Source organism: Nocardiopsis nanhaiensis (assembly GCF_054778635.1).
Map to the genome: position 1 here is coordinate 1 of NZ_BAAGZJ010000083.1, position 25,614 is coordinate 25,614.

The 25,614-nt window shown below is 71.5% G+C and carries 26 protein-coding genes; 16 read left to right on the plus strand and 10 right to left on the minus strand.

Annotated features, from left to right (window positions below):
• Positions 1–178 precede the first annotated feature (178 nt).
• A complete protein-coding gene (locus tag ACYVD1_RS28210; protein WP_460777536.1) occupies positions 179–808 on the plus strand; it encodes a hypothetical protein in 630 nt (209 codons plus the stop codon).
• A 171-nt stretch (positions 809–979) separates the two neighbouring features.
• Here the strand turns inward: ACYVD1_RS28210 and ACYVD1_RS28215 are convergent, their stop codons facing one another.
• Entirely contained in the window at positions 980–1,138 is a 159-nt protein-coding gene (locus tag ACYVD1_RS28215; RefSeq protein ID WP_460777537.1) for a hypothetical protein, read from the minus strand.
• A 74-nt stretch (positions 1,139–1,212) separates the two neighbouring features.
• On the opposite strand from ACYVD1_RS28215, the gene ACYVD1_RS28220 reads away from it, so the two are divergent.
• On the plus strand, positions 1,213–1,542 hold the full coding sequence (locus tag ACYVD1_RS28220; protein ID WP_460777538.1) for a type II toxin-antitoxin system RelE/ParE family toxin: 330 nt from the start codon (positions 1,213–1,215) through the stop codon (positions 1,540–1,542).
• Positions 1,543–1,616: 74 nt separating this feature from the next.
• The gene (locus tag ACYVD1_RS28225; RefSeq protein WP_460777539.1) at positions 1,617–1,847 is read left to right on the plus strand and encodes a helix-turn-helix domain-containing protein; all 231 of its coding nucleotides are present in this window, start codon (positions 1,617–1,619) and stop codon (positions 1,845–1,847) included.
• A gap of 107 nt (positions 1,848–1,954) precedes the next feature.
• Here ACYVD1_RS28225 and casG read toward each other — a convergent pair whose 3' ends face one another.
• Positions 1,955–3,649, minus strand: coding sequence for a steroid-24-oyl-CoA synthetase (casG, locus tag ACYVD1_RS28230; protein ID WP_460777540.1), 1,695 nt, complete (start codon positions 3,647–3,649; stop codon positions 1,955–1,957).
• 183 nt (positions 3,650–3,832) lie between these two features.
• Here casG and ACYVD1_RS28235 point away from each other — a divergent pair, with 183 nt between their 5' ends.
• The 9 genes from ACYVD1_RS28235 to ACYVD1_RS28275 all read left to right on the plus strand — a co-directional run bounded on the left by ACYVD1_RS28235 (position 3,833) and on the right by ACYVD1_RS28275 (position 13,548).
• Positions 3,833–4,594 (plus strand): SDR family NAD(P)-dependent oxidoreductase, encoded by a 762-nt coding sequence (locus tag ACYVD1_RS28235; RefSeq protein ID WP_460777541.1) that lies wholly within the window; start codon positions 3,833–3,835, stop codon positions 4,592–4,594.
• Positions 4,595–4,715: 121 nt separating this feature from the next.
• Positions 4,716–6,050 (plus strand): NADH:flavin oxidoreductase, encoded by a 1,335-nt coding sequence (locus tag ACYVD1_RS28240; protein ID WP_460777542.1) that lies wholly within the window; start codon positions 4,716–4,718, stop codon positions 6,048–6,050.
• Positions 6,047–7,741, plus strand: a complete 1,695-nt coding sequence (gene casI, locus ACYVD1_RS28245; protein WP_460777543.1) for a steroid-22-oyl-CoA synthetase — start codon at positions 6,047–6,049, stop codon at positions 7,739–7,741. The genes ACYVD1_RS28240 and casI overlap by 4 nt, the downstream gene beginning before the upstream one ends.
• Positions 7,728–8,891, plus strand: coding sequence for an acyl-CoA dehydrogenase family protein (locus ACYVD1_RS28250; protein ID WP_460777544.1), 1,164 nt, complete (start codon positions 7,728–7,730; stop codon positions 8,889–8,891). The genes casI and ACYVD1_RS28250 overlap by 14 nt, the downstream gene beginning before the upstream one ends.
• Complete coding sequence (locus ACYVD1_RS28255; protein ID WP_460777546.1) at positions 8,888–9,943, plus strand: bifunctional MaoC family dehydratase N-terminal/OB-fold nucleic acid binding domain-containing protein; 1,056 nt, start codon at positions 8,888–8,890, stop codon at positions 9,941–9,943. The genes ACYVD1_RS28250 and ACYVD1_RS28255 overlap by 4 nt, the downstream gene beginning before the upstream one ends.
• The gene (locus tag ACYVD1_RS28260) at positions 9,943–11,130 is read left to right on the plus strand and encodes an acyl-CoA dehydrogenase family protein (RefSeq protein WP_460777547.1); all 1,188 of its coding nucleotides are present in this window, start codon (positions 9,943–9,945) and stop codon (positions 11,128–11,130) included. Before ACYVD1_RS28255 ends, ACYVD1_RS28260 begins: the two co-directional genes overlap by 1 nt.
• The gene (locus ACYVD1_RS28265) at positions 11,127–11,561 is read left to right on the plus strand and encodes a MaoC family dehydratase (RefSeq protein ID WP_460777548.1); all 435 of its coding nucleotides are present in this window, start codon (positions 11,127–11,129) and stop codon (positions 11,559–11,561) included. The genes ACYVD1_RS28260 and ACYVD1_RS28265 overlap by 4 nt, the downstream gene beginning before the upstream one ends.
• Positions 11,558–12,748 (plus strand): lipid-transfer protein, encoded by a 1,191-nt coding sequence (locus ACYVD1_RS28270; RefSeq protein ID WP_460777549.1) that lies wholly within the window; start codon positions 11,558–11,560, stop codon positions 12,746–12,748. Before ACYVD1_RS28265 ends, ACYVD1_RS28270 begins: the two co-directional genes overlap by 4 nt.
• Positions 12,745–13,548: a MaoC/PaaZ C-terminal domain-containing protein gene (locus ACYVD1_RS28275; RefSeq protein WP_460777550.1), complete on the plus strand. Its 804-nt coding sequence runs from the start codon at positions 12,745–12,747 to the stop codon at positions 13,546–13,548. The genes ACYVD1_RS28270 and ACYVD1_RS28275 overlap by 4 nt, the downstream gene beginning before the upstream one ends.
• On the opposite strand, the gene ACYVD1_RS28280 is transcribed toward ACYVD1_RS28275, so the two are convergent.
• The gene (locus tag ACYVD1_RS28280) at positions 13,527–14,294 is read right to left on the minus strand and encodes an SDR family oxidoreductase (RefSeq protein ID WP_460777551.1); all 768 of its coding nucleotides are present in this window, start codon (positions 14,292–14,294) and stop codon (positions 13,527–13,529) included. The two genes, ACYVD1_RS28275 and ACYVD1_RS28280, sit on opposite strands and share 22 nt — an antisense overlap.
• 162 nt (positions 14,295–14,456) lie before the next feature.
• Here ACYVD1_RS28280 and ACYVD1_RS28285 point away from each other — a divergent pair, with 162 nt between their 5' ends.
• Positions 14,457–16,040 carry a FadD3 family acyl-CoA ligase gene (locus tag ACYVD1_RS28285; protein ID WP_460777552.1) on the plus strand — a complete coding sequence of 528 codons (1,584 nt, stop codon included), beginning with the start codon at positions 14,457–14,459 and terminating at the stop codon, positions 16,038–16,040.
• Positions 16,041–16,156: 116 nt separating this feature from the next.
• Here the strand turns inward: ACYVD1_RS28285 and ACYVD1_RS28290 are convergent, their stop codons facing one another.
• The 3 genes from ACYVD1_RS28290 to ACYVD1_RS28300 are packed head-to-tail and all read right to left on the minus strand — an operon-like array spanning position 16,157 to position 19,087.
• The gene (locus ACYVD1_RS28290; protein WP_460777553.1) at positions 16,157–17,113 is read right to left on the minus strand and encodes an acyl-CoA dehydrogenase family protein; all 957 of its coding nucleotides are present in this window, start codon (positions 17,111–17,113) and stop codon (positions 16,157–16,159) included.
• Complete coding sequence (locus ACYVD1_RS28295) at positions 17,110–18,243, minus strand: acyl-CoA dehydrogenase family protein (RefSeq protein WP_460777554.1); 1,134 nt, start codon at positions 18,241–18,243, stop codon at positions 17,110–17,112. The genes ACYVD1_RS28290 and ACYVD1_RS28295 overlap by 4 nt, the downstream gene beginning before the upstream one ends.
• Entirely contained in the window at positions 18,233–19,087 is an 855-nt protein-coding gene (locus ACYVD1_RS28300) for an enoyl-CoA hydratase (protein WP_460777555.1), read from the minus strand. Before ACYVD1_RS28300 ends, ACYVD1_RS28295 begins: the two co-directional genes overlap by 11 nt.
• A 186-nt stretch (positions 19,088–19,273) precedes the next feature.
• Between ACYVD1_RS28300 and ACYVD1_RS28305 the strand changes: the two genes are divergently transcribed.
• The 3 genes from ACYVD1_RS28305 to ACYVD1_RS28315 all read left to right on the plus strand — a co-directional run bounded on the left by ACYVD1_RS28305 (position 19,274) and on the right by ACYVD1_RS28315 (position 21,992).
• Positions 19,274–20,056: an SDR family oxidoreductase gene (locus ACYVD1_RS28305; RefSeq protein ID WP_460777556.1), complete on the plus strand. Its 783-nt coding sequence runs from the start codon at positions 19,274–19,276 to the stop codon at positions 20,054–20,056.
• A 142-nt stretch (positions 20,057–20,198) separates the two neighbouring features.
• Positions 20,199–20,816 carry a TetR/AcrR family transcriptional regulator gene (locus ACYVD1_RS28310; protein ID WP_460777557.1) on the plus strand — a complete coding sequence of 206 codons (618 nt, stop codon included), beginning with the start codon at positions 20,199–20,201 and terminating at the stop codon, positions 20,814–20,816.
• An 18-nt stretch (positions 20,817–20,834) separates the two neighbouring features.
• Positions 20,835–21,992, plus strand: a complete 1,158-nt coding sequence (locus ACYVD1_RS28315) for an acetyl-CoA C-acetyltransferase (RefSeq protein ID WP_460777558.1) — start codon at positions 20,835–20,837, stop codon at positions 21,990–21,992.
• A gap of 82 nt (positions 21,993–22,074) precedes the next feature.
• Here ACYVD1_RS28315 and ACYVD1_RS28320 read toward each other — a convergent pair whose 3' ends face one another.
• The 4 genes from ACYVD1_RS28320 to ACYVD1_RS28335 are packed head-to-tail and all read right to left on the minus strand — an operon-like array spanning position 22,075 to position 25,467.
• Positions 22,075–23,130 (minus strand): NAD(P)H-dependent flavin oxidoreductase, encoded by a 1,056-nt coding sequence (locus ACYVD1_RS28320; RefSeq protein WP_460777559.1) that lies wholly within the window; start codon positions 23,128–23,130, stop codon positions 22,075–22,077.
• Entirely contained in the window at positions 23,127–23,864 is a 738-nt protein-coding gene (locus ACYVD1_RS28325) for a CoA-transferase subunit beta (protein ID WP_460777560.1), read from the minus strand. Before ACYVD1_RS28325 ends, ACYVD1_RS28320 begins: the two co-directional genes overlap by 4 nt.
• On the minus strand, positions 23,861–24,721 hold the full coding sequence (locus ACYVD1_RS28330) for a CoA transferase subunit A (RefSeq protein WP_460777561.1): 861 nt from the start codon (positions 24,719–24,721) through the stop codon (positions 23,861–23,863). The genes ACYVD1_RS28325 and ACYVD1_RS28330 overlap by 4 nt, the downstream gene beginning before the upstream one ends.
• Positions 24,718–25,467, minus strand: coding sequence for an enoyl-CoA hydratase family protein (locus ACYVD1_RS28335; RefSeq protein WP_460777562.1), 750 nt, complete (start codon positions 25,465–25,467; stop codon positions 24,718–24,720). The genes ACYVD1_RS28330 and ACYVD1_RS28335 overlap by 4 nt, the downstream gene beginning before the upstream one ends.
• Positions 25,468–25,614: the final 147 nt, after the last annotated feature.

The following is a 25,614-nucleotide window of genomic DNA, read 5'->3' on the forward strand; positions in this document are numbered from 1 at the left end:
TCGATGCCCTCTTGCTGCTGCTGTGGCCGCACACCGACCCACCCGCCGCCCGCCCTTGGGCACAGACCCCCGTCACCCGGGCCCCGGCCATGGCCTGACTTTCACTGCCCGCGGTACGCCATGGGCCTCGAGACCGGTGCCCATGGCGGCCGTTTCCTGGTGGTCATGGGCTCCTGCGATGCTGAAGTTCCCCCTGCCGACCTTGGAGGAACCCTTGCCCTCTCACCTCGGCCCACTGACCCCTGCCAAACGCGACGGTGCGGAGCCCATCCTGGCCGACGGCGAACCCGTGGGAACTCTCGCCGAGTTCTGGAGCTGGGCCTGTTCCGACCTGGCGAGCAACACCATGCGCGGTGTTCTGGCCGAATACCTCGTCGCCACAGCCCTGGGAGCGGCTGACGGCACTCGTACTGAGTGGGACGTCGTCGACATCAGGACACCAGAGATCAAGCTGGTCGAAGTGAAGTCCGCGGCGTACTTACAGTCCTGGCACCAAAGCGAGCTGTCGGAGATCTCCTTCTCCATAGCACCAGCCGCCGGTTGGGACTCTTCGACCGGGACCACATCGACCGAGGTGCGGCGTCATGCGGACGTGTACGTCTTCTGCCTTCTGCACCACCGCGACAAGCAGAGCCTCGATCCGCTCGACCTCTCTCAGTGGATTTTCTACGTCTTGCCTACCCGAGTCCTGGACGAACACCACCCAAGCCAGAAGACCATGAGGCTCTCCAGCCTCAAGAAACTCGACCCCGCAGAAGTCGCCTATTCCGACCTGTCCAAGGCAGTGGCCGCCTGCATCGATCAGTAGTAATCGTCACCACGCCTCGGATGCCCCCACACTGATCTTCCCGATGGCTCACCGTCCTCACACGGCATGGCTTCTTCCCTAGAGCTCACCGTGCACCCTCCGGGTGCACCGGAGGTTGAAGCGAGCGCCACCTGAGCACCGCATTGCGCGTGGCGGTAGGCATCGGGAGCTTCAGCCGGGGCTGCTGCTCAGCTTGCCTGCTGGGGTGTCAACGTCGTTTGGAGTGGGCTCACCGAATACCGGGCGGGCGGTGAACACCAACGAGAACTCCTGGCGGGCCTCGTCGTCGCTCGTGCCTCGGCTCTCCTGGTCCTCGAACGCAGGAGGCATTCCGCGAAAACGCGCATGGTTTACAACACTTGCGTTGTAGCGTTATCCTTGTTTGGAAGATTGAACTTGACCTGGTGCTGCCGTGGCTGCGGCAACTCGACACGGACTCGTACGAGCAGGTGATGGCGGCGCTCGAAGTGCTCAGCGAACTCGGGCCATCGCTGGGACGCCCCGTGGTGGACACGATCCACGGATCACGGCACAAGAACATGAAGGAACTCCGCCCCGGTTCCAAGGGTCGTTCAGAACTGAGAATCCTGTTCGCGTTCGATCCCCGGCGTCAGGCCATCATGCTCGTGGCGGGGGACAAGTCCGGAGACTGGAGTAAGTGGTACACCAGGAACATCCGGATCGCAGACGACCTGTTCGACGAGCACCTCGTAGAGCTCAGGGGAGGGCAGTGATGGGTACGAGCTTGCAGGACATGCTGAATGAACGGCCTGTCGACCGCGAAGCGGTGAACGCGCACAAGAGGCGGATGGTAGAAGACGTTCTCGTCCACCGGCTGCGGGAACTGCGTGAAGAGGCCGCGCTCACCCAGGTCGACCTCGCCGAGCGGCTGAACGTCAGTCAGAACCGGGTGTCCAGCATCGAGAGAGGCGGCATCGAACGCACTCAGATCGACACCCTGCGGCGGTACATCGAGGCGCTCGGTGGTTCGCTGCACGTGGAAGTCGAACTCGGGGACCAGAGGTACCAGATCGCCTAGGTGCGTTTCTTGGTGAAAACGGCCCCTGGGATGCGACACCTTTTCGCGTCTCAGAGGCCGTTTTCCGGGGGAGCGTCCGGACTCGTACTCAGATTCTTTGGGTTGGGCTACCCCTTGACGGGCTCCTGGGCGTGGTTGTCGCAGGCGGCGGTCTCTTCCAGCACCCTCCGCCGCACCTTGCCCGTGGCGTTTCGGGGCAGGCCTTCCGTCGTGATCCGCCACCTCGAGGGGACCTTGAAGTAGGCCAGCTCCTCCTTCAGGTAATCGGCGAGCTCCTCCTCACCAACCGGACCGTCCCCGTTCTGGACGACGAAGGCCATCACCTCCTGACCCAGGTCCGGGTGGGGGACACCGAGGACCGCGCACTCCCTGACCCTCGGGTGCTCCGCCAGAACCCCCTCGATCTCAGCCGGGTAGACGTTCTCCCCGCCGCGAAGGATCAGGTCGGAACGCCGACCGGTGATGCTCACGCGACCTTTCCTCATCGTTCCGATGTCGCCCGTGTGCAGCCACCGGTCGGCGCGGATCGTGCGGTCGGTGGCCTCCTGGTCGTTCCAGTAACCCAGCATGTTGAACGGGCTGCGGACGCAGATTTCGCCCTCTTCGCCCTCGGGCAGGGCCCTGCCTTCGGGGTCGCGGATCTCCAACTGCACGGTCGGGATCGGGCGGCCCAGCGTCCCCGGGTCCTCGACGAGGTCCGCCGGGGTAGCCGCGGCCACGGCGGTGCAGGTCTCGGTCAGCCCGTAGCTGTCGACCAGGCTCTCCGCGACGACGGGCAGGGCCTCGCGCAACCGCTGCTTGAACGCCGGGGAGGACGGCGCGGACGCCAGGGAGAAGGCCGTCAGGGACGACAGGTCGTGCTCCGAGGCCCGCCCGTACTCGATGATCCGGTGCGCCATAGTGGGCACGGCACCCCAGTTGGTGACCCGTTCCTGCTCGATGAGACCCAGCACCTTGGCGGGGTCGAACGCCCCCTGGTGCATGACCACGGTGTTGCCGTCCAGGAGCCGGGGCACGGCCAGGTTGTGCAGGCTGGCGATGTGGAACAGCGGCAGGGCGAGGAGGTAGCGCCGGGTCTCGGGCTCGACGGCCCCGTTGAACGCGCGGCCGAGCGCGATGGCCAGGCGGTGGTACTCCACGACCGACGTCAGGTTGCGGTGCGTGTGCACCGCGCCCTTCATCCGGCCCGACGTCCCGCTCGTGTAGAGGATGACCGCGGGGTCGTCCTCCTCGGTGTCGACCTCCGGCACGGGCTCGTCGGGGTGGCGGTGGGCGAACCGCGGGACGTCCTCCTCCATGGTCAGGACCGGCGGGAGGGTCCGCTGGGAGCCCTTGAGGGTCTCGACGCGGCGGGCGTCGGCGATGACGAGCGCGGGTTCGGTGTGGTCGAGCGCGTACTCGGTCTCGCGCCGCGACCACCAGGCGTTGCAGGCGACCGCGATGGCTCCGTTGGCGATCACGGCCCAGAAGGACAGGAGCCACTCGGGGGAGTTCGCCGCGTTGATGGCGACGCGGTCGCCTTTGCCCACCCCGTACTCCTCGCGGAGCACGCGGGCCAGGGACGCCGCCTGCTCCGCGTGTTCCCGGAAGGTGAACCGCCGGTCCGCGGTGGCCAGGTAGGTCCGGTCCCCGAACCGGGCCGACTCGGCGAGGATCCGGCACAGGTTCCGCCTGCGGTTCCGGAAGCCCTGCATGCGGCTGCCGAGCACCTCCTCTTCGCACTGTTCGAACTCGCCGCCGGGGCCGGTCAGCCGGGTCATGATCTCGTTGACGTCTGGTCGTGGTCCCGTTACTGCGCTCATCCGTTCCCTTTCCGCCGTTCGCGAGCGAAGCGGATCCGTGTACGTGTGTCGTCGCCCACAGTCTGTTGATCGGCGGGTGCGGGGACGGCGCGTTCCCGGTGACCGGGACTGCGGTTCTGCGTGCGTATGAGTACAGCTCACGATGGCATTCCGCGAAGGGGACCGAAAGGGAGAAGGGGAGCAATGCCGACACTCGAGGGCCGGACCGCGGTGGTCACGGGCGCCGGACGCGGCGTGGGACAGGGGATCGCCCTGGCGTTGGCGGACGAGGGTGCCTCCGTCGCGGTGCTCGGACGCCGCCTGGAACCCCTGGAGGAGACGTGCCAGCTGATCCGGGAGCGCGGCGGCCGCGCCGAGCCGTTCCGGTGCGACGTCAGTGACACCGAAGCGGTTCTCCCAGTGGTCGAGCAGGTCGCGGCGCACTTCGGCGGGGTCGACATCCTGGTCAACAACGCCTACACGGGCTCCTACGGGCCCTTGGAGTCGATGACCGACGCCGACTTCCAGAAGGGGTTCCGGAGCGGGCCGTTCGCGGCCTTCGCCTTCATGCGGGCCTGCCGTCCCCACATGGTGCGGCGGGGCGGCGGCAACATCGTCAACGTCATCAGCTCGGCGGTGGTCCGGTGGGACCCCAGCACCTACGGTGCCTATGCCGCGGCCAAGCAGGCGCTGAGGTCGCTGACCCGCACGGCGGCCGCCGAGTGGGGCCGCGACGGCATCCGGGCCAACTCCATCGCCCCGCTGGCGCTGTCCCCCGGGCTGCGCCGCTGGACGGAGGCCAACCCGGAGGAGGCCGAGGAGTTCACCTCCTCCGTCCCGCTCGGCTACGTCGGTGACTGCGAGCAGGACATCGGCCGCGCCGTCGTGATGCTCCTCGGGCCGGAGGCCCGCTACCTGACGGGCGCGTGCATCCCCCTCGACGGGGGCCAGGCCAACTTCGGCTGACGCGCAGCTCTCAGGCGGACGGGCCACCGCCCCTCCCGGCCAGTGGGACGGACCGTGTGGTCACCCGCCCGTGCTCTCTAGCGTCGGTCCCGCCACCTGACCGCCCGGACGGAGGACCGCCATGACCCACACACAGGACCCGGACCCAGAGGGGCCGGACCTACCGGAGAGGCCGGACGCACCGGAGGTTCCGGACGTGCTCGCTCCAGCCAAGCTCGGCCCGGTCACCTTGCGCAACCGCGTGATCAAAGCGGCCACCTACGAAGGGCTGAGCCGGAGGGGCCTGGTCACCGACCCCCTGATCGACTTCCACGTCGCCCACGCGGCCGGCGGGGTCGGGATGACCACGGTCGCCTACTGCGCCGTGTCCCCCGAAGGACGCACGGACCGCCGACAGATCCTGTGGCGGCCCGAAGCCATGCCCGGACTGCGCAAGCTCACCGACGCCGTGCACGCGGAGGGCGCAGCGGTGTCGGCCCAGATCGGGCACGCCGGACCTGTCGCCAACCCCAAGTCCAACAAGCTGCCCGCGCTCGCACCCGGCAAGCACTTCCACGCCACGACGACCAGCTTCACGCGCAGGGCCACCCGCGGCGACCTCGCCCGGATCGTCAAGGCGCACGGCACCGGGGCCGGCATGGCGGTCGAGGCCGGGTTCGACGCCGTCGAGGTGCACCTCGGCCACAACTACCTGGCCAGCGCTTTCCTGAGCCCCCGCCTCAACCACCGCACCGACGAGTACGGGGGGTCGCTCGAGAACCGGGCCCGCCTCGCGCGCGACATCCTCCGTGCGGTGCGCGACGCCGTGGGGGACCGCATCGCGATCATCGCCAAGATGAACATGGACGACGGCGTGCCCGGCGGCTTCTGGCTCGACGAGGCGATCCCCGTCGCGCGGTGGCTGGAGCGGGACGGCTCGGTGGACGCTTTGGAGCTCACCGCCGGCAGCTCCCTGCTCAACCCGATGTACCTGTTCAAGGGCGACGCCCCGCTGCGCGAGTTCGCCGCGGCCATGCCCCAGCCGGTCAAGCTCGGCGTCAAGATGTTCGGCAAGTACAAGCTGCACTCCTACCCCTACCGGGACGGCTACCTGCTCGAGGACGCCAAGCAGATCCGTGCCGCGGTCGACCTGCCCCTCGTCCTCCTCGGCGGGGTCACCAACCGGCCGATGATGGACCGGGCCATGCGGGAGGGGTTCCAGTACGTGGCCATGGGCCGGGCGCTGCTGCGCGAACCGGACCTGATCAACCGGATCGCGGAGGACCCGGGGACGGACTCCCTGTGCGTGCACTGCAACAAGTGCATGACGGCGACCTTCGGCGGTACGCACTGCGTGCTCGCGCCGGACAGCCTGCGCATCGGTCCGCGCCCGGAGGGCGACGCCACGGACTCACGTCCGGAGGGGACCGCTAAGGAGCCGGGCACGGAAGGGCCCGCCACGGGGGCGCGCACGTGAGACACGAGACCATCGCGGACCTGCTGCTCGACCGGGTCGGTGACCACCGGCCCGGGTTGCGGACCCGAGCACGCACCTGGACCTGGGACGACGTGGTCCGGGAGAGCGGGGCGCGGGCGGAGCTGGCCCGGTCGCTCAGGGCCGAGGGCCCCTTCCACATCGGTGTCCTCCTGGACAACGTGCCCGAGTACGTCTTCTGGTTGGGCGCGGCCGCCCTCTGCGGGGCGTCCATCGTCGGGATCAACCCGACGCGGCGGGGCGCCCCCTTGGAAGAGGAGGTCGCGCACACCGACTGCCAGCTGCTGGTCACCGACCGGGCCGGGACCGAACTCCTGGAAGGCCTGGACGTCGGAGTGCCGCGCGACCGCTTCCTGCTCGTCGACGGCGACACCTACCGGGCCGCCGTCGAGGCGCACACCGCCACGCCGCGGCGGGACCCGGCGATCACCGCCGGGACACAGCTGCTGCTCCTGTTCACCTCCGGAACCACGGGCGCCTCCAAAGCGGCCCGGTGCTCCCAGGGAAGGCTCACGGGCCTGGGCTACAACAACGCCGAGAAGTACGACGTCACCCGGGACGACACCGCGTACTGCTGCATGCCGCTGTTCCACGGGAACGCGCTGATGGCGCTGTGGGCGCCCGCGCTCGCCTCCGGGGCCTGCGTCGCGCTCACCCCCAAGTTCTCCGCGTCGCGGTTCCTGGACGACGTCCGGTTCTTCGGGGCCACGTACTTCACCTACGTGGGCAAGGCCGTCGCCTACGTCCTCGCGGTGCCAGAGCGGCCCGACGACGGGGACAACCGGCTCACCCACGCCTTCGGCACCGAGTCCTCACCGGAGGACCAGGCGGAGTTCCGCCGACGGTTCGGCTGCCGCCTGATCGAGAACTACGGCTCCAGCGAGAGCGCGGGGATGATCCGGCTCGACCCGGACGCCCCCGCGACCGCCTTGGGCCGCCCCGCGCACCCGGGCGTCAGGGTGGTCGACCCCGGGACGCTCGACACCCGCCCGCCCGCGCAGCTGGACCGGCACGGGCGGATCACCAACGGCGAGGAGGCGATCGGCGAACTCGTCGACGTGGACGGCGCCGCGAAGTTCGAGGGCTACTACCGGAACCCGGCCGCCGACGCAGAGCGGGTCCGCCACGGCTGGTACTGGACCGGCGACCTCGGCTACGTCGACACGGCGGGCTTCGTCTACTTTGCGGGCAGGTCGGGCGACTGGGTGCGGGTGGACGGAGAGAACACCTCCGCGCTGCTCACCGAGCGCGTCCTGCGGCGGCATCCGAAGATCATGGCGGCGGCCGTCTTCGGCGTGCCCGACCCGAGGTCGGGCGACCAGGTGATGGCCGCGATCGAGGTCGCGGAGGGTACGGGCTTCGCCGACCTGGACCTGCCCGCCTTCCTCGCTTCCCAGGAGGACCTGGGCACCAAGGGGGCGCCCCGCTTCGTCCGGGCCTCCCACGCGCTGCCCACCACCGGGTCCAACAAGCTCCGCAAGAAGGAGATGCAGCTCGAGGGGTGGCGGACCGCGGACGACGTCCACCGCTGGGTGGGCCGCGGCCGCCCCGAGTACACGCTGATGACCGAGGACGACCGGCGCGCGCTGGCCGCGGAGTTCCTTGCGAACGGGCGCCAGCGCTTCCTGTCGTCGTCGGTGGAGACCGAGGTGAGGACACATGGACCTGCGTGAAACCGAAGAGCAGGGGCGGCTCCGGGAGGAGCTCCGGCGCTACTTCGGCGGGTTTCTGCCCGCGGAGGAGCTCCGGGAGGTCGGTGAGGCCGGAGTGGGCGGTGACCGCTTCCGAGAGGTGGTCAGCCGCCTCGGGGCCGACGGCTGGCTCGGTGTCGGCTGGCCGACCGAGTACGGCGGCCAGGGACGGCCGATCGAGGACCAGTACGTGTTCTTCGACGAGGTGCAACGGGCCGGCCTTCCCTTCCCCTTCGTCACCATCAACACCGTGGGCCCCACGCTGATGAACCACGGAACGGCCGAGCAGCGCGACCGCTACCTCCCCGGCATGCTGTCCGGGGACACGGTCTTCGCGATCGGCTACACCGAGCCCGACGCGGGGACCGACCTCGCCGCACTCACCACCCGCGCCGTCCGCGACGGGGACGAGTTCGCCATCGACGGCAGCAAGATCTTCACCAGCGGCGCCAACACCGCCGACTACGTGTGGCTGGCCTGCCGGACCGACCCGGACGCGCCCAAACACCGGGGCATCACGATCCTCATCGTGCCGACCGACGCGCCGGGCTTCTCCTGGAGCCCCATCCAGACCGTGGGCGGCATGGTCGTGACCGCCACCTACTACGACGGGGTGCGCGTACCCGCGGACCACGTCGTGGGGGAGCTGAACGGCGGGTGGCAGCTCATCACCACCCAGCTCAACCACGAGCGGGTCGGGCTCGCCGCGCTCGGCGGCCGCATGATCCAGCTCTGGGAGGACGTGCGCACCTGGGCCCGGGACACCGGGGCCCTCGACCTGCCCTGGGTCCGGCGGGACCTCGCCCGCACGCACGCCGAACTGGAGGCGATGCGGCTGCTGAACTGGAAGATGACCGGTTCGGTGGCCCGCGGGGCGCTGACCGGGGCCGACGCCGCCGCGGCCAAGGTCTACGGCACCGAGACCCACATCAGCGTGCAGCGGACCCTGTCCGGGGTCCTCGGAGCCGCCGGCCGGATCAGGCCGGGCTCACCCGGGGCGGCGCTCGCGGGACAGATCGAACAGCTCTCCCGGCAGGGCATCGTCAACACCTTCGGCGGCGGGGTCAACGAGGTGCTGCGGGACATGGTCGCCGTTCAGGGCCTGGGACTGCCCCGGGGGAGGCGGCGATGATGAACGCCGACCACGGAAGCGCGGACTACACAAGCGCCGACTACGAGGGGCGCCTCGGGACGTTCGTCGGCCGGGAACTCGGCCCGCCCAGGCCCGGCCAGGATCCGGTCAACCGGCCGATGGTCCGGCACTGGGTCGAGGCCATGGGCGACACCAACCCGGTCTACCTGGACGACCGGGCGGCCCGGGACACCGGCCGGGACGGGGCGGTCGCACCGGCGTCGATGGTCCAGGCCTGGACCATGCGCGGCTACGCGGCGACGGCCGATCCGCCACCGGAGGGCGACGGCTTCCAGGAGCTGGTGGACCTGCTGGCCGAGGCGGGCTACACGTCCGTGGTGGCCACCGACTCCGAGTTCGAGTTCCACCGGGAACTCGTGCCGGGCGACCACGTGGACGTCCACGAGGTGGTCGAGTCGATCTCGCCGGAGAAGACCACCGCCTTGGGGACGGGCCGCTTCGTCACCACGCTGAAGACCTACCGGGACACCGAAGGCGCGGTGGTGGCCACCCAGCGGTGGCGCACCCTGCGGTTCCGCCCCCCGAACCGGGCCGAGGAGCCGCAGACAGCGGGGGCCGAGGAAAGCGGAGCCCGGGGGAAAGAACCCGGGGAATCCCGGGCCGAAGAGCCCCGAGCTCAGCGCCCCCGCCCCGCCGTCAACGGGGACAACGCCTTCTGGTTCGAGGCAGCCCGGGACCACCGGCTGCTGATCCAGCGGTGCGCCTCGTGCGGGTCCCTGCGCCACCCGCCCGGGCCCTGCTGCCCGGAGTGCCGCTCCTTCGACTGGGACACGGTCGAGGCCTCGGGGCGGGCGTACGTCTACAGCTTCACCGTCAACCACCACCCCCGGCACCCCGCGTTCGACTACCCGCTGGTCGTGGCCGTCGTCGAACTGGAGGAGGGGACCCGGCTCATCACCAACCTGGTCGGCGTCACCCCGGAGCAGGTCGGGATCGGCATGCCGGTCACCCTGCGGTGGATCGACGCGTACCCGGAAGTGTCGCTTCCCGTGTTCGGCCCGGCCGGACCGGAGGAAGGGAAGGCAACCTGATGGACTTCACCCTTGGCGAGGAGCTCGAGGCGGTGCGCGGCCTCGCCGACGAGATCCTCTCCGACCGCGCCACACCGGCACGCTCCGCTGCCGTGGAGGGCTCCCCGACGCGCGTCGACGAAGAGCTGTGGAAGGAACTGGGCCGGGCGGGCCTGCTCGGGGTGGCACTGTCCGAGGAAACCGGCGGCGCCGGACTCGGATTGGCCGCCCTCTGCGTGCTCCTGGAGTCCCAGGGGCGCTTCGTGGCCCCGGTTCCGGTCTGGGCGTCCGCGATCGGGGCGCTCGCGGTCGCCGCGCACGGCAGCCCCGACCAGCACCGGGACCTGGTGCCCCCGCACGTCGAGGGAACCTCCCGGATGACCGTCGCCCTGGAGGAGTTCGGCCCGGCCGGGCCCCTCGCCCCCGCGTGCACGGCCGAGCCGGACGGCGGCGCCTGGCGGCTGACCGGCGTGAAGGCGGCCGTACCCTCTCCCTTCGGGGCCGACCACGTCCTCGTCGCGGCGGGCAGCGGGCAGGGCACCGGCCTGTTCGTGCTCGCCACCGGCGCCGACGGCGTCCAGTGGGAGGAGGCGGTCACCACCAGCCGGGACCTCAGCGGCAACCTCGTCCTCGACGGGGCGCTCGCGCACGCGGTCGGCGCGCCGGGCACGGGCGTGCTCGAACACACCGTCGCGTGCGCCTCGACCGCCCTGTCCGCGCTCCAGCTCGGCGTCGTCCAAGGTGCGCTCCGGAGCGCGGCGGACCACCTGGGCGGGCGCGAACAGTTCGGCCGCCCCCTGGGATCCTTCCAGGCCGTCCAGCACCAGCTCGCCGAATGCTACATCGAGACCGACGCGCTGCGCGTGTGCATGTGGCAGGCGGTGTCCGCCCTCGAGGAGCAGGACGCCTCCGCCCCCAGAAGCCAGTGGTCCTCCGGCACCGACGCGTCCGGCACTGACGCGGTCGGGCCCGCCGCGGCCGCGGTCCTGGTCGCCCAGTGGTGGGCGGCCCACGCCGGGGCCAACACCGTCCACCGCGTCCAACACGTCCACGGCGGCGTGGGCGTCGACGTTGACTTCCCGGTCCACCGGTACTTCCTGTGGGGCAGGCAGATCGCGGGCACCCTCAGCGGAGCCAGTGCGACCCTGGACGACCTCGGCGCGGTCCTGGCCGACACCGCCCGGGACGGGGGAGGTGCGTACCCGTGACCGTTCCGCGGAGCAGAACCCACCACGGGGTGGCCGTCGGCGACGTGCTCCCCCCGCTGTCCGTCCCGCTGACCCGCGGCCTGATCGTCGCCACGGCCCTGGCCAGCCGCGACTACCAGGACGTCCACCACGACCCGGACCTGGCGCGCGAGCGCGGTTCGGCGGACATCTTCATGAACATCCTGACCAGCAACGGAATGATCGACCGCTTCGTCACCGGCTGGGCGGGCCCGGCGGCGGTCGTCAAGGCCATCCGGATCCGACTCGGCGCACCCAACTACCCCGGGGACACCATGGTGCTCACCGGGGAGGTCGCCGCGAAGGACGACGGGGAGCACCGGGTCGAGATCGCCGTGCGCGGCACGAACAGCCTGGGTACACACGCGCGGGGCACCGTCGTCCTGCGCCTTCCGGAGGAGGCCGCCCCGTGAGCACCGACCGTTCGAACCCGCTCTCCGGGAACGCGGCGATCGCCGGGATCGGGGCCACGGAGTTCTCCAAGGAGTCCGGGCGCACCGAGCTCCAGCTGGCCTGCGAGGCGGTGCTGAACGCCCTCGACGACGCAGGAATCGCCCCCGGCGAGGTCGACGGCCTGGTCACCTTCACCGCAGACACCAGCTCCGAGATCCACGTCGCCCGCAACACCGGCATGGGTGAGCTGAGCTTCTTCTCCCGGGTCGGCTACGGCGGCGGTGCGGCCTGCGGGACCCTGCAGCAGGCCGTGATGGCGGTGGCCACCGGCGCCGCCGAGACCGTCGTCTGCTACCGCGCCTTCAACGAGCGCTCCGGTGAACGCTACGGGCTGGGGCAGGCGGACCGGCCCATGGCCGCCAGCGCCGACCGCGCCGCCTACTCGTGGATGACGCCCTTCGGGCTGTCCACCCCCGCGCAGTGGGTCGCCATGTTCGCCCGCCGCTACATGCACGAGTACGGCGCCACCAGCGAGGACTTCGGGAGGATCGCCGTACTGAGCCGCAAGCACGCGGCGACCAACCCTGCGGCCTGGTTCCACGGCCGGCCCATCACCCTGGCCGACCACCAGGCCTCCCGCTGGATCGCCGAGCCGCTGCACCTCCTGGACTGCTGCCAGGAGACCGACGGCGGCCAAGCTGTCGTCGTGGTCTCCGCGGAACGGGCCCGCTCCCTGCGCAGGCCCCCGGCGGTCATCGGCGCGGCCGCTCAGGGCTCAGGCGCCGACCAGCACATGATGACCAGCTACTACCGGCCCCGGATCACCGGGATCCCGGAGATGGGCCTGGTCGCCCGCCAGCTCTACGCGCAGGCCCGGACGGGACCGGAGGACGTCGACGCGGCGGTCGTCTACGACCACTTCACCCCGCTGGTCCTGCCGCAGCTGGAGGAGCTCGGTTTCTGCGCACCGGGGGAGGCCCGGGACTTCATCGCCGACGGGCACTTGGAGGTCGGCGGGCGCCTGCCCACCAACACGCACGGCGGCCAGATCGGCGAGGCCTACCTGCACGGCATGAACGGCATCGCCGAGGCCGTACGGCTGGTCCGGGGGACCTCGGTGAACCAGCCCGGCGAAGTGGGGCGTGTCCTCGTCACCGCGGGGACGGGCGTACCCACCAGCGGACTGATCCTGGAAGGAGAACGGTGAACGCCGGAAAGTGGCGGGGCCACGACCTCGGAACACGCACCACCCGCTACGACGAACGCGACACGATCCTCTACGCGCTCGCCGTCGGCGCGGGCGCCGAAGACCTGGACCTGGTCTTCGAGGAACGGCTCAGGGTGCTGCCCACGTTCGCGCTAACCCAGGCGCAGTGGGCCCCCGACGCACTGGGCGGCCTGGGCGCGTTCGACACGTCCACCGCTGTGCACGGCTCCCAGCGGCTGCGCGTGCTGGAACCCCTGCCCAGGGCCGGGGAGGTGACCATGTCGGCCCGCGTCTCCGAGGTCTGGGACAAGGGTTCGGCCGCGGTCTTCGAGGTGGAGGTGGCCAGCGACTACTTCGTGGCCGTGTGGTCTCTGTTCGCGCCCGGCTGCGGCGGCTTCGGCGGTGAGCGCGGGCCTTCGGCCCCCCAACGCCCCCAAGACGCGCCGGACCGGACCTTGGAGCTGGCCACCTCACCCGACCAGGCCGCGCTCTACCGCCTGCTCGGGGACCGGCACCACATGCACATCGACCCGGAGGCGGCCCGGGCGGCGGGTATGCCCCGCCCCTTCATGCACGGGCTGTGCACGCTGGCCGCCGCGGTCCTGCCGCTGTCCGCGGCGCTGGGGGAGCACCCCGCCGACCTGACCGGACTCGAGGGCCGGTTCGCCGCACCCGCCTTTCCAGGGGACCGGCTCGACGTGCGGGCCTGGGCGGACGGCGCCGGCACGCGCTTTGAGGCGGGCCCCGGTGACGCCGCCGTGATCACCGGGGGACGGGCTCAGTTCCGCGTCGCGACGTAGCGGGCCGGAACCTCGCCCCCGCCGTGCACCGCGATGTCCGCGCCGGTGACGTAGGAGGCGAGGTCGCTGGCCAGGTATAGGCAGGTGTCCGCCACGTCGGCGGGCACCGCCATGCGTTTCATGGGGATGAGTCCGGCGACGGCCGCGCCGCCGTCGTTCCCGTACTCCGCGGCCGCCGCCTCGGTGCGGATCAGGCCGGTGGTGACGTGGTTGACCCGGACCTCAGGGGACCACTCGAGGGCCAGGGCCCGGGTGAGCCCCAGCAGTCCGGCCTTGGCGGCGGTGTAGGCCGCGGTGCCCGGCTGCGGGTCGTGCGCGGACACGCTGCCGATGTTGATGATCGAACCGCCCGTCTCCTGTGCGCGCATGACCTGGTTGGCGGGCTGGGCCACGTAGAAGGGCGCGAGCAGGTTCAGGTCCACGATCTTGGCGACGAACCGGGGCGAGACCGTCGCCGCGTCCGCGCTGGGGGACCCGCCCGCGTTGTTCACCAGCACGTCCAGCCGGCCGAGGTGGTCGACCGCGCTCTCCACCAGCCCCGCCGCCGACTCCGCGTCCCGGATGTCGGCGGAGACGAACCGGGCCTGTCGGCCGCCGGCCGCGGGCAGGGAGTCGGGGACGGCGCGCCCGCCGACGACCACGTCCGCGCCGGAGGCCAGGAAGCTCTGGGCGATCGCGGCGCCGATGCCCTTGGTACCGCCGGTCACCAGTACCGTGCGGCCGCTGAAGTCCGTCTTCGTGGTCATGCCTGTCCTCTCGGCGCGGGTCGTCGGGTCCCCAGGAGCCTAGGAAGCAGCCCGGCGGGGCGGGCGGCGGATACCGCTCACCGGGACCGCCGTCCGCAGAGGCCGCTGCGGAGGCCACGCTTGGTGCTGCCAGGAACGGACCTTCGAACGGAGCGGGAACCCATGGGCAGTGACGACGTGGAGACGATTCCGGGCGCCCTCGCGCGCGCGGTGCGCGAGGTCCCCGGCACGGAGGCCGTCGTGGACGGCGACACCAGGCTCACCTACGCCCAGTTGGGCGCTGAGGTCCGCCGGGTGAGCAGGGCACTGGAGGCCCGGGGCGTGCGGCGCGGTGACCGGATCGCGCTGTGGGCGCCCACCAGCGCGGAGTGGGTGGCCACCGCCTTGGGTGCGCTGAGCGCGGGCGCCGTCCTCGTGCCCGTGAACACCAGGTACAAGGGCGACGAGGCCCGGTGGATCCTGGAGCGGAGCGCGGCCAAGCTGCTCTTCGTCGAGAACGGGTTCCTCGGCAACGACTACCTGGGCATGCTCGGCGCCGGACCGGGCGGGGCGGTGCCCGGTCTCCCCGACCTGGCCGGCGTGGTCGCCTTCGACGGGGACGCAGTGCCCGGCACGACGGGTTGGGCGGACTTCCTCGGCGCGGGCGACTCCCCGCCGGATGACGGCGCTGCCCCGACGCGGGAAGGCGCCGTCGTGGTGTCGTCCGGGGACCCCGCCGACGTGCTCTTCACTTCGGGGACGACGGGCCGACCCAAGGGGGTGGTGTGCACACACGGGCAGAACGTGCGGACCTTCGGGGCCTGGTGCGACCGGACCGGCCTCGACCGGGGCGACCGCTATCTGGTCATCAACCCGTTCTTCCACTGCTTCGGATACAAGGCGGGGATCCTGGCCTGCCTGCTGCGGGGGGCCACCATGGTGCTCCAACCGGTCTTCCGGGCCGACGAGACCCTGCGCCTGGCCGAAGCGGAGCGGATTACCGTCCTGCCCGGGCCGCCGACGGTCTACGCCGCCATGCTGGACGCACCCGGGCGGAACCGGTACGACCTGTCCACACTGCGGCTCGCGGTGACCGGCGCGGCGTCGGTCCCGGTCGCACTGGTGGAGCGGGTGCGCGCCGAGCTGGGCATGCAGGTGATCACCGCGTACGGGCTCACCGAGGCCTGCGGCACGGTCACGGTGTGCACCTTGGAGGACGACTCCCGCACCGTGGCCACGACCGCGGGCCGCCCCATCGAGGGGGTGGAGGTGCGGGTGGCCGACGACCGGGGAGGCGAAGCGGGGCCCGGGGCGGTCGGTGAGGTGCTGGTCCGGGGCCACAACGTCATGCGCGGCTACCTCGGGGACGAGGAGGCCACGGCGGAGGCGGTCGTGGACGGCTGGCTGCGGACCGGCGACCTCGGCCGCCTCGACGACCGGGGCAACCTGACCATCACCGGCCGACTCAAGGACATGTTCGTGGTCGGCGGATTCAACGTCTACCCCGTCGAGGTCGAGCAGGTACTCACCGGGCATCCGGGCGTCTCCGAGGCGGCCGTGGTCGGGATCCCCGACGAGCGGCTGGGGGAGGTCGGCCGGGCCTACGTCACCGCGCGCCCGGGAGCGGAGCCGACGGAGGCCGGCCTCGTTGCCCACTGCAGGGAGCGGCTCGCCAACTTCAAGGTGCCCCGCGAGGTCGTGGTCCTCGGGGACCTGCCGCGCAACGCCGCGGGCAAGGTGCGCAAGGCGGACCTGCTCGCGCACTGACGGCGGAGGAGCCGGGGAACAGTTCACAGCCCGGTCCACTCCGCCCCGGCCCCCTCCGGTCCTGGCCACTGGTCCCGGTCGGAGGGGACCGGGGAAGTTCGCCCGGAAGGGCGGTCTCACCCGGTGAGGACCGCCGCGAGCCGTTCGCGGTGCCGGGCCGGGTCGCCCCAGGCCGAGCGCAGCGCCCGCGCCTTGCGGATCCACAGGGACAGGTCGTACTCGTCCGTGTAGCCGATCGCGCCGTGGAGCTGCAACGCGGTCCGCGCGGCCGCGTAGGCGGCCTCCGACGCCGACACCTTCGCCGCCGACACGTCCCGGACGAACTCCGGTGTCCCGTGGCTGAGCGCCGCGGCGTAGACCAGCGGCCGGGCGAACGACAGCCCGGTGAAGACGTCGGCCAGCTGGTGCTTGACCGCCTGGAACCCGCCGACGGGCCGGCCGAACTGCTCCCGGCTGCCGACGTAGTCCACGGTCGCGGCCAGCAGGTGCTCGCCGACGCCCAGGGTCTGGGCGGCGCACGCCAGGGTCCCGAGGTCGTACGGCTGTTCCTCGGGTTCCCGGTACCCGGTCGGTGTCCCCGGTGTCCAGGTGTAGAGGCGGCGGGCGGGGTCCAGGGAACGCGGTGCGGGCTCCCCGGCGACCGCCTCGCGCAGGACTTCCCCGTCCCAGGCGAGGGCCAGGTCAGCGGCGTCGGCGTCCAGCGCGTAGGGCACGGCCTCCGGATGCGCGAGCGTGGCCATCAGCGATCCCTCGGCGATGGCCGACAGCCGGTCGGGGTCGGCGAGCACCGTCGCGGCCACCGCCGTCTCCACGACCGGACCGGGGACGGCGTGCCGCCCGAACTCCACCATCGCGGTGACCAGCTCCACCGGCAGCAGACCGGCTCCGCCGTGCTCCTCGTCGACGGTGAGGGCGAAGGCGCCCGTCCCGCCCAGCGCCGACCACAGGGCCAGGCCCGGGCCGTGGTCGCCATGGGACCAGGCCCGTACGGTCTTGGGAACGTCCGCGTCGGAGAGCATCCCGCGCAGGCTGTCGGCGAACATCCGTTGTTCGGGGGCGAGTGCGAACCTCATCGTGAGCCCTTCCGTTCCCGTGGGAGGCCGAGAACCCGCTCGGCCACGACGTTGCGCTGGATCTCGTTGGTGCCCGCGTAGACGGTTCCGGCCAGGGAGAAGACGTAGTCCTCCAGCCACTCTCCGTCCAGCTCGCCCTCCGGGCCGAGGATGTCCAGCGCGGTCTCGTTGAGCGCGATGTCCAGTTCCGACCAGAAGATCTTGTTCATGCTGGCCTCGAAGCCCACCGGCTCCTCGCGCGAGAGCGTGGCGAAGCCGTGCAGCTGGTAGGCCCTGGCCCTGATCCAGGTGTCGGTCACCCGGTCGCGCAGCGCGGTGTTGGCCGGGTCCGCGCGCTCCCGCCACAAGTCGATCAGGCGGGACGCCGCGGCGACGAACCGGCCCGGGCTGCGCAGGGTCAGGCCGCGCTCGTCCCCGGCGGTGCTCATCGCGACCCGCCAGCCGTCGTCGGGCGCGCCGATGACGTCGTGGTCGGGGACGAACACGTCGTCGAAGAACAGTTCGGCGAAGGCGGGCTTGCCGTCCAGCCGCCCGATCGGCCGGACCGTCAGGCCGGGGGCGTCCAGCGGGAACATGAGGTAGGTCAGCCCCTGGTGCCGCTGGCCGGAGGAGCGGAAGATCCCGAAGGCCCGGTCCGCGAAGGGCGCCCGCGAACTCCAGACCTTCTGGCCGCTGAGCAGCCAGCCGCCGTCGGTCCGGGTGGCCGTCGAGCGGATCGCGGCGAGGTCGCTGCCCGCGTTCGGCTCCGACCACGCCTGCGCCCAGATGACCTCACCCGAGGCCATGGAGGGCAGGATCCGCCGGAGCTGTTCGTCTGTGCCGTGCGCGAAGAGGGTGGGGGCGAGCAGGTTGATGCCGCTCTGGTTGAGCCGCGCCGGGCCGCCGGCGGCGTAGTACTCCTCCTCGAAGATTAGCCACTCCAGGGGTGAGACGCCCCGGCCGCCGTACTCCTCGGGCCAGGACACCGCGGCCAGCCGCGCACCGTCCAGGACGCGTTCCCACTCTCGGTGCTCGTCGAAGCCCGCCTCGGTCTCCAGGGAGGGGAGCGTCGACGGGGGGACGTTCGCGCGCAGCCACGTGCGCATCTCGGCGCGGAACCGCTGTTCGGCGTCGGTGTAGTCAAGATCCATCGGAGGCCGCCTTCCTCATGCTCCGGGGGTCCATGCCGCCGAGGGAGTCCGTCCCGGTCTCGGCGTTGTGGGCGTGGGCGAGGTGGTGCAGCCCGAAGGCCGCGTCCATTCCACTGCGCATCCCCTGGAGGTCCTCGGCCTGGTTGACGGCCTTCTTGGTCAGCGCGAGCCCGAAGCGGGGCATCGCGGCGATCCGCTCGGCCAGGTCCACGGTGTGCTGGTCGAGCTCGTCCCGGACCACCACCCGGTTGACCATGCCGACTTCGTGTGCGCGCCGGGCCGGCATCCGGTCGCCGGTGAACAGGAACTCCTTGGCCACGCGCGGCGGCATCATCCACGGGTGGGCGAAGTACTCCACGCCGGGGATGCCCATGCGCAGCACCGGGTCGCTGAAGAAGGCGTCGTCGGAGGCGACGATCAGGTCGCACGACCAGGCCAGCATGAGGCCGCCCGCGACGCACGCCCCCTGCACCATCGCGATGGTGGGTTTGGGCAGGTCGCGCCAGCGGCGGCACATGCCCAGGTACACCTCGGACTCCCGGGCGAAGCGGCTCTCCGCGCCCTCCTTGTCCGTGTGGTCCCACCACAGCCCGGCCCTGCGGTCGAAGCTCTCGTGGGTGTCGCGCCCCGGGGTGCCGATGTCGTGCCCGGCGGAGAAGTGCTTGCCCGCCCCGGCGAGCACGACGGTCTTGATCCCGTTGTCCTCGGCCGCCCGGTAGAAGGCGGAGTCCAGCGCGTAGGTCATCTCCGAGTTCTGTGCGTTGCGGTAGTCGGGGCGGTTCATCGTGATGACGGCTACGGAACCGTCCTCGCCCCGCCGTTCGAAGCGAACGACTTCCTCCATGCGGGCCTCCTAGGTCTCAGCCTCACTGGCACGGAACGTGGTTCTTTCTAACAAGTGTTTGGTAGAGTAACATGAGAGAGCAGAACACGGCAGGCCCCGCACGCAGTACGCCCCAGAGGGCCACCGCGAATACAGAGCCAGCCACGAGCGGGCCCCAGCGGCCAGCGAGCCAGAAAGGTCCACCCCATGAGCGCAGCCCCGTCCTACGTTCCAGGCCACGGCCTGCTCCGCGACCGCGTGGCGGTGGTGACCGCCGCCGCGGGGGCCGGGATCGGCGGCGCCACGGCCCGGCGCATGCTGGAAGAGGGCGCCAAGGTCCTGGTCAGCGACGCCCACGAGCGGCGCCTGCGGGAGACGGAGAGCGCGCTCAGCGCCGAGTTCGGGGCGGACTCGGTGGCGGCCGTCCCCTGCGACGTGACCTGGGAGGACCAGGTGACGGCCATGTTCGACGCGGCGCTGGTCAAGTTCGGCCGCGTCGACACCGTCGTGAACAACGCCGGACTGGGCGGCACCGCCCGACTCGTGGAGATGACCGACGAGCAGTGGCACCGGGTCCTCGACGTGACGCTGACCGGCACCATGCGCTGCACCAGGCACGCCCTGCGCCTGATGTCCGGCCAGGGCACCGGGGTGATCGTGAACAACGCCTCGGTCATCGGCTGGCGCGCCCAAGGGGGACAGGCGCACTACGCGGCCGCCAAGGCCGGGGTCATGGGCCTCACCAGGTGCGCCGCCGTCGAAGCCGCCGAGTCCGGCGTGCGGGTGAACGCCGTCGCGCCGAGCCTGGCCATGCACCCGCACCTGGAGAAGGTCACCTCGCCCGATCTGCTGACCGAACTGACCGACAAAGAGGCCTTCGGGCGCTACGCGCAACCGTGGGAGGTCGCGAACGTTATCGTCTTCCTTGCCAGTGACTACTCCTCGTACATGACGGGTGAGACGGTTTCGGTATCCAGCCAGCGGGCCTGAGACACGGGTGTCCAGTGGACACCGCGGCGTCCGCCGTGGCGGGCGGGCGCGAACGGTTCGCGACGCAACGAGGAAGAGCGATGGGAGGGCGTGGTGTGCTCCGGCCCGGGCCGCGTACCGGGGCCGCAACACCACCGAAGAGATGAGTCCACGGCGACGCGACGAGGCAGGAACAGCGGCGGCACGGGCGCGCAGGCGCGCGGAACTACTCGAGACCGCCGCGGAGGTGTTCGCCAACCGCGGGTACTCCACCACGACGGTCCGGCAGGTCGCCGACGCGGCCGGAATGCTCGGAGGCAGCCTCTACTACCACTTCGACTCCAAGGAGTCGATGGTCGACGAGATCCTCTCCACCTTCCTGACGGAACTGTGGGAGGCCTACGACGACATCCTCGGCCGGGGGATGGACGTGCGGGAAACACTCGAGGCGCTGGTGACCGCGTCCTTCGAGTCGATCGAACGGCACCGGCCGGCCGTCGTCATCTACCAGAACGAGTCCAAACACCTCGGGACCAACGACCGGTTCAGCTACCTGTTGGACAGCCAGAAGCGCTTCCGGCAGATGTGGGTGGGCCTGCTGGAGAGCGGGGTCGAAGAGGGCGTCTTCCGCGCCGACCTCGACCCCCCCGTCATCTACCGGTTCATCCGCGACACCGTATGGGTCGCCGCGAGCTGGTACCAGCCCCAAGGGCGCTTGACGTCCGAAGAGATCGCCAGACAGTACCTCGCCATGGTCCTCGAGGGGATCCAACGGCGCTGACCAACGAAGGAGACACCGGTGACCGACGCCTACATCGTCGACGCAGTCCGCACCCCCGTCGGCAAGCGCGGCGGCGGGCTTGCCGAAGCCCACCCCGCCGACCTGGGCGCGCACGTCCTGCGCGCCCTCATGACCCGCTCGGGGGCCGACCCCGCGGCCGTGGACGACGTGGTCTTCGGCTGCGTCGACGCGCTCGGCCCCCAGGCCGGGGACATCGCCCGCACCAGCTGGCTGGCGGCCGGTCTGCCCGAAGAGGTCCCCGGTGTCACCGTCGACCGCCAGTGCGGTTCCTCCCAGCAGGCGGTCCACTTCGCGGCCCAGGCGGTGATGTCGGGCACCTCCGACCTGGTCGTCGCCGGCGGCGTGCAGAACATGTCGCAGATCCCCATCGGTGCGGCCACCCGCATCGCCCCGGAGCAGTTCGGCCTCACCGACGGCCCCTTCCACGGCTCGCGGGGCTGGCTGGACCGCTACGGGGACCAGGAGGTCAGCCAGTTCCGGGGCGCGGAGCTCATCGCCCGTGACTGGGACCTGTCCAGGGAGGAGATGGAGCGCTTCGGGTACGAGTCGCACCAGAGGGCCCTGCGCGCCATCGACGCCGGTCACTTCACCAAGGAGATCGAGCCCTACGGCGACGTCACCACCGACGAGGGACCGCGACGCGGCAGCACCCTGGAGAAGATGGCCGAACTGAAGCCCCTCGTCGAGGGCGGACGGCTCACCGCGGCCGTGTCGTCCCAGATCTCCGACGGCGCCGCCGCCCTGCTCATCGCCTCCGAGCAGGCCGTGGCCGAGCACGGTCTCACCCCGCGGGCCCGGATACGCCACATCTCGGCGCGCGGGGAGGACCCGGTCCGGATGCTGTCCGCGCCCATCCCGGCCACCGCCCACGCGCTGAAGAAGACCGGCATGCGGATCGAGGACATCGACGCGGTCGAGATCAACGAGGCCTTCGCTTCGGTGGTGCTCGCCTGGCTGCGGGAGACCGGCGCCGATCCGGCCCGGGTGAACCCCAACGGCGGTGCCATCGCGCTCGGCCACCCCCTCGGCGCGACCGGTGCGCGGCTCATGACCAGCCTGCTCGGTGAGCTGGAGCGCACCGGCGGCCGCTACGGCCTGCAGACCATGTGCGAGGGCGGCGGCCAGGCCAACGTCACCATCATCGAACGCCTCTGATCCCCTGACCGCCAGCCCCTGAGCGGGGAGGCCCCCTTCGGGGGAGGGCGCCTCCCCGGCCCGACGGGCCCACGGGCCCCGGTCAGCCGCGGCCCAGGGAGCCGAGCGTCTTCTCCGCCTCGGCCACGATGCCGTCGATCAGTTCGGCGCAGCTCGGCAGGTCGTCGACGACCCCGGCCACCTGCCCCGACGCCATCACACCCGCGTCCGTGCGCCCGTCCACCAGCGCGGACTTCAGCAGCATCGGGGTGTTGGCCGCCATCAGGACCTGCGACCAGCTGAGCCCACCGGAACGCCGCATCGCGACACCGTCCCGGAGCATCGAAGCCCAGGACATCCCCGACACCTTCCGAAACGCCGCTGCGCTGCCCAGCGCGCGCAGCAGCCGCCTACCCCGGCCCGAGTGCTCCAGGCCGTCCACCAGCCCGGTCCGCAGCACCCGGTGCGGCAAGCCGTCCACCTGCCGGGTCACCACCGTGTCCCCGGTCTCCAGGTAGACCCGCTTGACCTCGTCCGGGACCGCGCTGTCGGAGGTGAGCAGGAACCGGGTCCCCATCGCCATCCCCGCGGCCCCGTAGGCGAGCGCGGCCACCAGACCGCGGCCGTCGAAGAACCCGCCGGCCGCGATCACCGGGATGTCGACGGCGTCCACGACCTGGGGGAGGAGCAGGGTGGTGGCGACCCCGCCGGTGTGACCACCGCCCTCGCCTCCCTGCACGAGCACGGCGTCCGCGCCCCACGACGCGACCTTCTCGGCGTGGCGCCGGGCTCCCACCGACGGGATGACCACCACCCCGGCGTCCTTCAGCCTGCCGATGAGCTCCGGCCGGGGCGCGAGCGCGAAGGACGCCACCCGCACCCTCTCCCGGATGATCAGGTCGACGCGCTCCTCCGCGTCGCCGGCGTCCGCGCGCAGGTTCACCCCGAAGGGCTGGTCGGTGCGCTCGTGCACCTCGCGGACCGCCTCGGTGAGCTGCTCCACCGTCATGGTCGCCGAGGCCAGGATGCCCAGCCCTCCGGAGTTGGCCGTCGCCGAGACCAGCCGGGGCCCCGCCACCCAGCCCATGCCGGTCTGCACGATCGGGTACCGGCACCCCACCAGTTCGGTGAGGGGTGTGCTCAGCGCGGACGAGGTCATGCGGGAACCTCCCGGTCGCGCAGGCCGCCCGGGTCGAGGACCTCGCGCAGGACGCGCAGCTCCTCGTCGGAGGGTGTCCGGGTGACCGTGACACCGCCCTCGGGGGCAGCGAGGTCGAAGCCGGTGCTGTCCCGGACCTCCTCCTCGGTGACACCGGGGTGGGTGGAGAGCAGCCGTACCGTCTCCTCGGGACCGCCGAAGTCCAGCACCGCCAGGTTGGTGACGATCCGGCGCAGGTCGTGGGCGTGCTCGGTGCCGACCCCGCTGACCATGTCGACCTCGTCGACGAAGACCCGCCGTGAGTGCTTGGGGATCCAGTAGCTGGTGGGGTTGCGTACGGTGTTGCCGGGTGCCCCGCGCGCGCCGAGCAGCTGGGATTTCGGCTTCTCCCAGTCACCGACGCAGGAGATGTTGCTGCGGCCGCGGCGGTCCAGCTGCGAGGCGCCCATCATGACGTGGCGGCGGCCGTGCAGGACGAGCCACAGGTGGTCCCGGAAGGGCAGCCACCCCTCGGCCTCGCCGCTGCCGGGGTCCGCGGTGCGTCCCAGCGGCAGCGTGTCCCGGCTGACGAGCGGCCCTCCGTCCGTGGTGAGCAGGTCCGGTTCGAAGGTGAGCCGGGCCAGCCTGGCCCCGAGGACCGAGCAGGTACCCATGGCGGCGGCGAGGGTCTCTCCGTCACCGCGCCAGGCGTCCGCGCAGGCGGTCACGCACACTTCGGCTCGCGTCGTCGTCATCGGTTGACCTCCCGCTGGTAGGTGGGCTCGTCGGCGTCCAGGTAGCGCGCACGGAACTCCTGCCAGAGCTCCGGGTCGCGGGCGGCCTCGGCGTAGCGCTTCTGGAAGGCTTCGTCCCGCCCGTAGTCGGGCTCGCACGTGGTGAAGTGCGCGCCGTGGGGGGTCTCCGCGACCCCGGTGACCATCGACCGGCTGACCAGCAGGGACTGGACCGGCCCGGTGAAGGAGTCCACCAGTTGCTCGCAGGACACGTACGAGCTCTCCGCCGCCTTCACGAAGAGGTCGTCCATGTAGGGGTCGGGACCGAGGTACTGCCCGTTCCCGCGCCGGTCGGCCCGGTTCATGTGTACGAGCGCCGCGTCGAGGCGGAGCGCCGGCATCGCTACCAGCTCCTCGCCGTCCGGTGCGGCGGTGGCGGGGTAGGGGGAGCGGACGGTGCGCAGCCCGGGGTTGACGCGGAGCACGTCGGAACCGCGGCCCACGGGCGTGGCCAGGAACGGCAGCCGGTGCGCTGCGGCGAGCAGGCCGAACATGAACATGCCCTCGTCGTACTCGGTGAACTCGATCTCGCCGCTCTGGCGGGCGGAGCGGAAGAAGGGCTCCAAGGGCACCGAGTCCATGGTGACGAACGGGGCGACCACGCGCCGCACCTTGCCGTAGGCGCACAGCAGGCCCACGTCCGGGCCTCCGTAGGAGACCACGGTGAGGTCGCACAGGGAGGAGCGGCAGATCGCGCGGACCAGCGCCATCGGTTTGCGGCGCGAGCCCCAGCCGCCGATACCGATCGTCATCCCGTCGCTCAGCGATCCGGCGATCTCGTCGGGTGTCTTCACCTTGTCCATCGTGGCCTCGCTCATCGTGTCTCCGATCCGGCGAACGCTTCGCGGTGCCGGTCCCCGGCGCCGGTCAGGTTGAGTTCGAAGGTGAACCCCTGCTCGAACCGGTAGCTGCGCTTGACGTCGACCGGGTCGATGCCGTTCAGGGACTCCTTGGCGCGCCGGATGACGTGGGGGTCCTTCTCCGCGATGCGGACCGCGACCTCCAGGGCCGCGTCGCGGAGGTCGGCGCCCGGGACCACGGACAGCACCGAACCGAAGGCGTGCAGCTCGGCGGCGGTCGCCTCGCGGCAGGTGTAGACCATGGCGCGCATCAGGTGCTGCGGGACGAGCCGGGCCAGGTGGGTGGCGGCACCGAGGGCGCCGCGGTCCACCTCGGGCAGGCCGAAACGGGCGTCGTCCGCGGCGATCACGACGTCCGCGTTGCCGACCAGTCCGATGCCTCCGCCGAGGCAGAAGCCCTGGACGGCGGCGACCACGGGGACCTCGCAGTCGTAGACGGCCGCGAAGGCCGCGTAGCAGCCCCGGTTGGCGCCGACGAGGGCGTCGAAGCCGGAGGTGCGCTGCATTTCCTTGATGTCGACCCCGGCGTTGAAGCCGCGGCCCTCCGCGCGGAGGAGGACGGCGCGGGTCGCGGGGTCACGGCCGGCGGCGGTGAGTTCGTCGGCGAGGTCGTACCACCCGCGTACCGTCAGCGCGTTCACCGGCGGGGCGTCGACCACGATCTCGACGACCCCGTTCGGGTGCCTTGTGGAGGAGATACTCATGCACTTCCTTCCCACCAAACGTTTGTTAGAATTTGATGCTACCAGCAGCCGGGGGAAGGGGGCATGCCGGAAGTGGGGCAGATGAGTGCGCGGGCCCACCGGTTGCTCCGGTGGGCCCGCGCTGACCTGGGTCGCTTAGTAAGCGGG